This window comes from Albidovulum sp. (assembly GCF_008933605.1).
Classification (GTDB): Bacteria; Pseudomonadota; Alphaproteobacteria; order Rhodobacterales; family Rhodobacteraceae; genus Albidovulum.
Map to the genome: position 1 here is coordinate 1 of NZ_WBUS01000174.1, position 6187 is coordinate 6187.

At 70.9% G+C, this 6187-nt stretch carries 6 protein-coding genes; all 6 read right to left on the reverse strand.

All coding sequences use genetic code 11. The features are described from left to right. Positions 1-29 precede the first annotated feature (29 nt). On the reverse strand, positions 30-884 hold the full coding sequence (locus F9K34_RS16310; protein WP_291338177.1) for a hydroxymethylglutaryl-CoA lyase: 855 nt from the start codon (positions 882-884) through the stop codon (positions 30-32). Then, positions 877-1533 (reverse strand): glutathione S-transferase family protein, encoded by a 657-nt coding sequence (locus F9K34_RS16315; RefSeq protein WP_291338178.1) that lies wholly within the window; start codon positions 1531-1533, stop codon positions 877-879. The genes F9K34_RS16310 and F9K34_RS16315 overlap by 8 nt, the downstream gene beginning before the upstream one ends. After that, positions 1530-3458 carry an acetyl-CoA carboxylase biotin carboxylase subunit gene (locus F9K34_RS16320; protein ID WP_291338179.1) on the reverse strand — a complete coding sequence of 643 codons (1929 nt, stop codon included), beginning with the start codon at positions 3456-3458 and terminating at the stop codon, positions 1530-1532. Before F9K34_RS16320 ends, F9K34_RS16315 begins: the two co-directional genes overlap by 4 nt. A 97-nt stretch (positions 3459-3555) precedes the next feature. Beyond that, positions 3556-3993 (reverse strand): ASCH domain-containing protein, encoded by a 438-nt coding sequence (locus F9K34_RS16325; protein WP_291338180.1) that lies wholly within the window; start codon positions 3991-3993, stop codon positions 3556-3558. Then, entirely contained in the window at positions 3990-4571 is a 582-nt protein-coding gene (locus F9K34_RS16330) for a thermonuclease family protein (RefSeq protein ID WP_291338181.1), read from the reverse strand. Before F9K34_RS16330 ends, F9K34_RS16325 begins: the two co-directional genes overlap by 4 nt. Positions 4572-4573: 2 nt before the next feature. Then, complete coding sequence (locus F9K34_RS16335; RefSeq protein ID WP_291338182.1) at positions 4574-6118, reverse strand: carboxyl transferase domain-containing protein; 1545 nt, start codon at positions 6116-6118, stop codon at positions 4574-4576. Positions 6119-6187: the final 69 nt, after the last annotated feature.

Below are 6187 nucleotides of genomic sequence, written 5' to 3' on the forward strand. Positions count from 1 at the left end.
GTCGCACGCCACCCTGATCGTCTCGAACATCATGCCCCCCGCATTGCCCGCGCCATGGCCGCGGCGGCGCCGATCCGCGCCGCGTCGAGGCCGGTTTCATAGCCCCCCGCGGCGAGATGGGCCGCGACCCGCTCCGTCGCCACGTTCCCGGCCGCGCCGGGCGCATAGGGGCAGCCGCCAAGGCCCCCGACCGCCGCGTCGAAGACCCTGAGCCCGCGGGCAAGCGCGGCGTCGATGTTGTCCAGCGCGCGGCCCGCGGTGTCGTGGAAATGCCCGGCGAGCCGGCCCGCCGGCAGTTCCGCGAGGACCGCCGTCAGCATCGCGTCCACCGTCTCGGGCCGCCCCTGCCCGATCGTGTCGCCGAGGCTGATCTCGAAACAGCCCATGTCGCGGAGCGCCGCGGCGACCCGGGCGACCGCAGCGGGCGCCACCTTCCCGTCGTAGGGACAGTCGGTCACCACCGAGACGTAGCCCCGGACGGGAATGCCGTCCTGCCCCGCCGCCGCCGCCACCGGGCGGAACCGGTCGAGGCTTTCGGCGATGGTGCAGTTGAGGTTGGCCCTGGAGAAACCCTCGGAGGCGGAGGCGAAGATCGCCACCTCGTCCGCACCCGCCGCCTTCGCCGCCTCGTATCCCCTCATGTTGGGCGTGAGCGCGGCATAACGCACGCCGGGCGCGCGGTTGATCCCGGCCAGGACCTCGGCGCCGTCGGCCATCTGCGGCACCCATTTCGGGCTCACGAAGCTCGCCACCTCGATCCGGCGGAAACCGCAGAGGCTCAAGGCATTTACGAGCGCGACCTTCTCCGCCGTGGGGATGATCCGCTTTTCGTTCTGCAGCCCGTCGCGCGGGCCCATCTCGACGATCTCGACGAACTCAGCCATCCCATGCCTCGTAAAAGTCGCGCCTGTAGAGCAGGTCGGCGCCCTCCGGCGGCAGCGACCGCCGGAAGGCGGGCCGTGCCGCGATGCGCGCGTACCACTCGGCGAGCGCCGGGAAGGACTCCGTCCGCGCGAAGTGGCGCGCCATGTAGAGGGCCTGTCCGACGCCGACGTCGGCCGCCGAAAAGCCGCTTCCAACCAGCCAGTCGCGCCCCGCGAGCCGGCCCTCTAGAGCAGCATAGCACTTCTCGAGCCGCTTCGCCTCGAGCCGCATCACAACCGGACTGCGCATCGCGTCGTCGTAGAGCACGACATGCTGCTGGGTGAGCGCGGCGCTGTGCTGGCTGACCGTCTCGGCGAAATGCACCCAGACGAGCCAGTCGCCACGCTCCGGATCGCCCGGCATCCGGCCGAGGCCCGCTTCGGGATGCCGCTCGCAGAGATACTCGGCTATGGCCCCCGTCTCCCAGAGCACCCGGCCGTCGATCTCGAGCGCGGGGACGCGGCCGGCGGGATTGAGCGCGAGATAGTCCCTCGTGCGAAGCGACCTGTCGAACGGATGGACGACCACGTCGAAGGGAACGCCGAGTTCGTGCAGCAGCCAGAGCGTGCGCATGGAGCGCGTCTGGTGGCAGTGGTGAAGGCGGATCATACCTCCTCCTCCTCCAGGCGCACGAGGGCCGCGCCCGCCTCCACCTGCGCGCCGGGTTCGACGAGCACCTCGGCCACCACGCCGTCGCGCGCGGCCGTCAGCGTGTGCTCCATCTTCATCGCCTCCAGCACCGCGAGGCGTTCGCCTGCCGCCACCCTCTGTCCGGCGGCGACGAAGACGGCCTTCACGACGCCCGGCATCGGCGAGAGGGTCAGCCCCCCGCCCGACGCCTCGGCCTGCCGGTCCAGCGGGTCGGCGGTTTCGAAGTGCTGCGCCGTCCGGCCGAAGACGCTGACGAGGCCCGGGCTCAGGACGATTCGCGCGCCTGAAGGCGCGCCGTTGACCCACCAGGAGCCCTGCCGCAAGTCGCAGTCGGCGACCTCGTCCCCGATGGTGACCCGGACGCGGCCCGGCCCAGAGACCTCGATCAGGCCGGCGAGGCCGGCGAGCCCGACCCGCCGCGACAGCGGTGCCCAGAGGTTGAAGCCCGCAAGCGCCTCGCCTCCGCCGGCAAGGCCCGCCGCGCCGAGGAGCGCGAGCGCACGCGTCGCAAGGTCGGTTGCGGCGCCCGTCGTCAGCGCGGCGAGGTCGCGGGCGATGAGACCGGTATCCACCTCGCCGCGGCGGAAGCCTTCGTGCCGCGCGAGGGCGCCGAGGAAGGCGAGGTTGGTCACCGAACCGGCGACCTCGGTCGCGTCGAGCGCGGCGGAGAGCTTCGCAAGCGCGATGGCGCGGGTCGGACCGTGGGTGACGATCTTGGCGATCATCGGATCGTACCAGGGGCTGATCGTGTCGCCGGGCCGCACTCCGGTCTCGATCCGCGCCGCTTCCGGGAAACGCAGGTGCGCGAGCGTCCCGGTCGCGGGCAGGAAGCCGGCGGGAACGTCCTCGGCGTAGAGTCGCGCCTCGAAGGCATGGCCCGTGAGGCGGATGTCCTCCTGCCCGGCGGGAAGGGGTTCGCCCGCGGCCACGCGGAGCTGCCATTCGACAAGGTCGATGCCGGTCACCGCCTCGGTCACCGGATGCTCGACCTGCAACCGCGTGTTCATCTCCATGAACCAGAAGCGGTCGGGGCGAAGTCCTTCGGAGCCGTCGACGATGAACTCGACCGTGCCCGCGCCGGCATAGCCGATGGCCTCGGCCGCCCGCACCGCCGCCTGGCCCATCGCGGCGCGCATCTCGGCCGTCATGCCCGGCGCGGGCGCCTCCTCGATCACCTTCTGGTGGCGCCGCTGGAGCGAACAGTCGCGTTCGTAGAGATGGACGGCGCGCACCCCGTCGCCGAAGACCTGCACCTCGATGTGGCGGGGTTTCTGCACGAACTTCTCGATCAGCACGTCGGGATTGCCGAAGGCGGTCCGGGCCTCCCCCCGGGCGCTCTGGAGCCTTTCGGCGAAGTCCTCCGGCCGCTCGACAAGCCGCATCCCCTTGCCGCCGCCGCCCGCCACGGCCTTGATGAGGACCGGAAAGCCCACCGTCTCGGCCGCGCCGGCGAGGTGCTCCGGGTCCTGGTTCGCCCCGTGATAGCCCGGCACGACGGGCACGCCGGCCGCCTCCATCAGCGCCTTCGCCGCGTCCTTGAGGCCCATGGCGCGGATCGCCTCCGCCGAGGGACCGATGAAGGTGAGGCCGGCCGCCTGAACCGCAGCCACGAAGTCCGGGTTCTCGGAGAGGAAGCCGTAGCCGGGATGGATCGCCTCGGCACCCGTCGCCCGCGCGGCACCGATGATCGCCTCGGCGCGGAGGTAGCTGTCGGCCGGACGCTGGCGGCCGATATGCACGGCCTCGTCGGCCATCGCGACGTGGCGGGCGGTGGCGTCAGCGTCGGAATAGACCGCGACGGTACGCACGCCGAGCCGCCGGCAGGACTCGATGATCCGGCAGGCGATCTCGCCCCGGTTGGCGATCAGGATCTTCTGGAACATGGGATCATCCTTCTGGCGTGGCCGGGGGTCTTCCACCCCCGGACCCCCGGAGAGTATTTGGTCCAAGAAGAAGCAGTCCCGGGAATGCGTTGCGGCGTCATGATGCGAGATCCTCGATCAGGCGGAACCTTTCGCAGACGAGTTCCATCTCGGGCGTCCAGCCGCCGTTGCGCTCGAAATAGGCGCGGTGTCCGGCCTGCCAGCCCGCCAGGGTCGCGTCCTCGCCCTCGGCAAGGGCGAAATCCGCATCCACATCGCAGAAACGGCGGATGGTGACTTCAGCCGTCTCGATCACGAGCGCGGGAAAGCCGTCCCAGTCGAGCGCGATGTCGCGCCGGCCGGGGATGGGAAGCGGCTCGACCCCATCTGTGAAGTCCCTCAGGGCGCCGCAGGTGGCGCGCTTCTTCCCTTCGCGGACGAGGACGAGGAGCCGGTCGCAAAGCGCACGGCTGTCGCCGAATGCGAAGGTTTCGGCGCCGGGATAGCGCGCCCTCAGGGCGGCGACGGCCTCGGCGGCGGAAATCTCCCCGGTCATGCGCACCACTCCTGTCGCCGGCCGCCGGCATAGGGCCGGGCGTGGCCGGACGCGATCATGGCCCCCGCCAGGGGGGCGCCGTCAAGAAAGGCCGAGACGAGAGCCCGGCCGTAGCGGTCGGTGCCCCCGCGGACGAGCGTGACCTTCTCCGCCTGCCAGAGTTTCAGGCGCAGCGCCCACTTGGCCGTGACGGCTGCGGCGAATTCGGAGGCGCAGGCGGGCGAGAAGAGTTCCGGCGCGTCGAAGCCCGTCAACCGGGCGGAGGTGTTGCCGCGCCCGGGGCAGACCATCCGCACCGTGTCGCCGTCGATCACCTGATAGATGCGGCAGGTGCCCTCCGCCGCGGCGGCGGGACGGGTGACGGCAATGACGGCATCCGCCGCCACCGGGAGCACCACGAGCCCGAGCGCGGCGAGGACGATCACGGCCCCGAGGTAGGTCCTGGGATCGGCCAGGCGCCGGGTGCGGCGCGGGCGGCGGGGCGGCAGGCCCCCCGGCACCGGCCCGACGCGGCGAAAGGCGTTCGGCTTCGCGTAGCCGCGCGCGTAGGGCACGAACCTTCCGGGTTTCCGCGCCATCGTCACATCCGGAAGACACCGAAGCGCGTCGCTTCGATGGGCGCGTTGAGCGCGGCGGAGAGGCTGAGCGCCAACACCTCGCGCGACTTCCGCGGGTCGATGATGCCGTCGTCCCAGAGCCGCGCCGAGGCATAGAGGGGGTGGGATTGTTCCTCGAACATCTCGATCGTCGGGCGCTTGAACTCGGCCTCCTCCTCCGCGCTCCAGGCGCCCCCGGCGCGTTCGATCCCCTCGCGCTTCACCGTGGCGAGCACCCCCGCCGCCTGTTCGCCGCCCATCACCGAGATGCGGGAATTCGGCCAGGTCCAGAGGAAGCGGGGGCTGTAGGCGCGCCCGGCCATGCCGTAATTGCCGGCGCCGAAGGAACCGCCGACCAGCATGGTGATCTTCGGCACCGCGGTCGTCGCCACCGCCGTCACCATCTTCGCGCCATGCCGGGCGATGCCTTCGTTCTCGTATTTGCGGCCGACCATGAAGCCGGTGATGTTCTGGAGGAAGACGAGCGGGATCGACCGCTGGCTGCACAGCTCGATGAAATGCGCGCCCTTGACCGCGCTTTCGCTGAACAGCACGCCGTTGTTGGCGACGATCCCCACCGGGCAGCCCATGACATGGGCGAAGCCGGTCACCAGCGTCTCGCCGAAGCGCGGCTTGAACTCGTCGAAGCGCGAGCCGTCGACGATCCGGGCGATGACCTCGCGGATGTCGTAGGGGGTGCGCAGGTCCCCCGGCACGATGCCGAGGATTTCCTCGGGGTCATAGGCCGGGTCTTCGGGGCTTTGCCACGCGACCGTCGCGGGTTTCGTGCGGTTCAGGCTGCCGATGGCGCGGCGGGCGAGCGCGAGGGCGTGGGCGTCGTCCTCGGCAAGATAGTCGGCGACGCCGGAAAGCCGCGTGTGGACGTCGCCGCCGCCGAGGTCTTCGGCGCTGACCACCTCGCCGGTCGCGGCCTTCACGAGAGGCGGTCCGGCGAGAAAGATCGTGCCCTGGTTCCTGACGATGATCGAGACATCGGACATGGCCGGGACATAGGCCCCGCCGGCGGTGCAGGAGCCCATGACAACGGCGATCTGGGGGATGCCCCTGGCGCTCATCTGCGCCTGATTGAAGAAAATGCGGCCGAAATGCTCGCGGTCGGGGAAGACCTCGTCCTGGTTGGGCAGGTTGGCGCCGCCGGAATCGACGAGGTAGATGCAGGGCAGACGGTTCTCGGCCGCGATCTCCTGCGCGCGGAGGTGTTTCTTGACCGTCATCGGATAATAGGTGCCGCCCTTCACGGTGGCGTCATTGGCGACCACCATGACCTCCTGGCCGTGGATGCGGCCGATTCCGGCGGTCAGGCCCGCAGCCGGCGCGTCGCCGCCATACATCCCGTGCGCCGCGGTCGCGCCGACCTCGAGGAAGGGGGAACCCGGGTCGAGCAGGTCGGCGACCCGCTCGCGCGGCGGCAGCTTGCCGCGCGCGACGTGTTTCGCGCGCGGCGCCTCGCCGCCGCCCTGCGCCACCTGCGCGATCTTCATCCGCAGGTCGCCCACCAGCACGCGCATCGCCTGCGCGTTGGCCTGGAACTGCGCGTCGCGCGGATCGAGCCTGCTTTCGATTCGGTTCAATTGACT

Coding starts and splice junctions, on each gene's coding strand:
- F9K34_RS16310 (WP_291338177.1), bottom strand. CDS start 884: ATGGCTGAGTTCGTCGAGATCGTCGAGATGGGCCCGCGCGACGGGCTG.
- F9K34_RS16335 (WP_291338182.1), bottom strand. CDS start 6,118: ATGCGCGTGCTGGTGGGCGACCTGCGGATGAAGATCGCGCAGGTGGCG.
- F9K34_RS16315 (WP_291338178.1), bottom strand. CDS start 1,533: ATGATCCGCCTTCACCACTGCCACCAGACGCGCTCCATGCGCACGCTC.
- F9K34_RS16320 (WP_291338179.1), bottom strand. CDS start 3,458: ATGTTCCAGAAGATCCTGATCGCCAACCGGGGCGAGATCGCCTGCCGG.
- F9K34_RS16325 (WP_291338180.1), bottom strand. CDS start 3,993: ATGACCGGGGAGATTTCCGCCGCCGAGGCCGTCGCCGCCCTGAGGGCG.
- F9K34_RS16330 (WP_291338181.1), bottom strand. CDS start 4,571: ATGGCGCGGAAACCCGGAAGGTTCGTGCCCTACGCGCGCGGCTACGCG.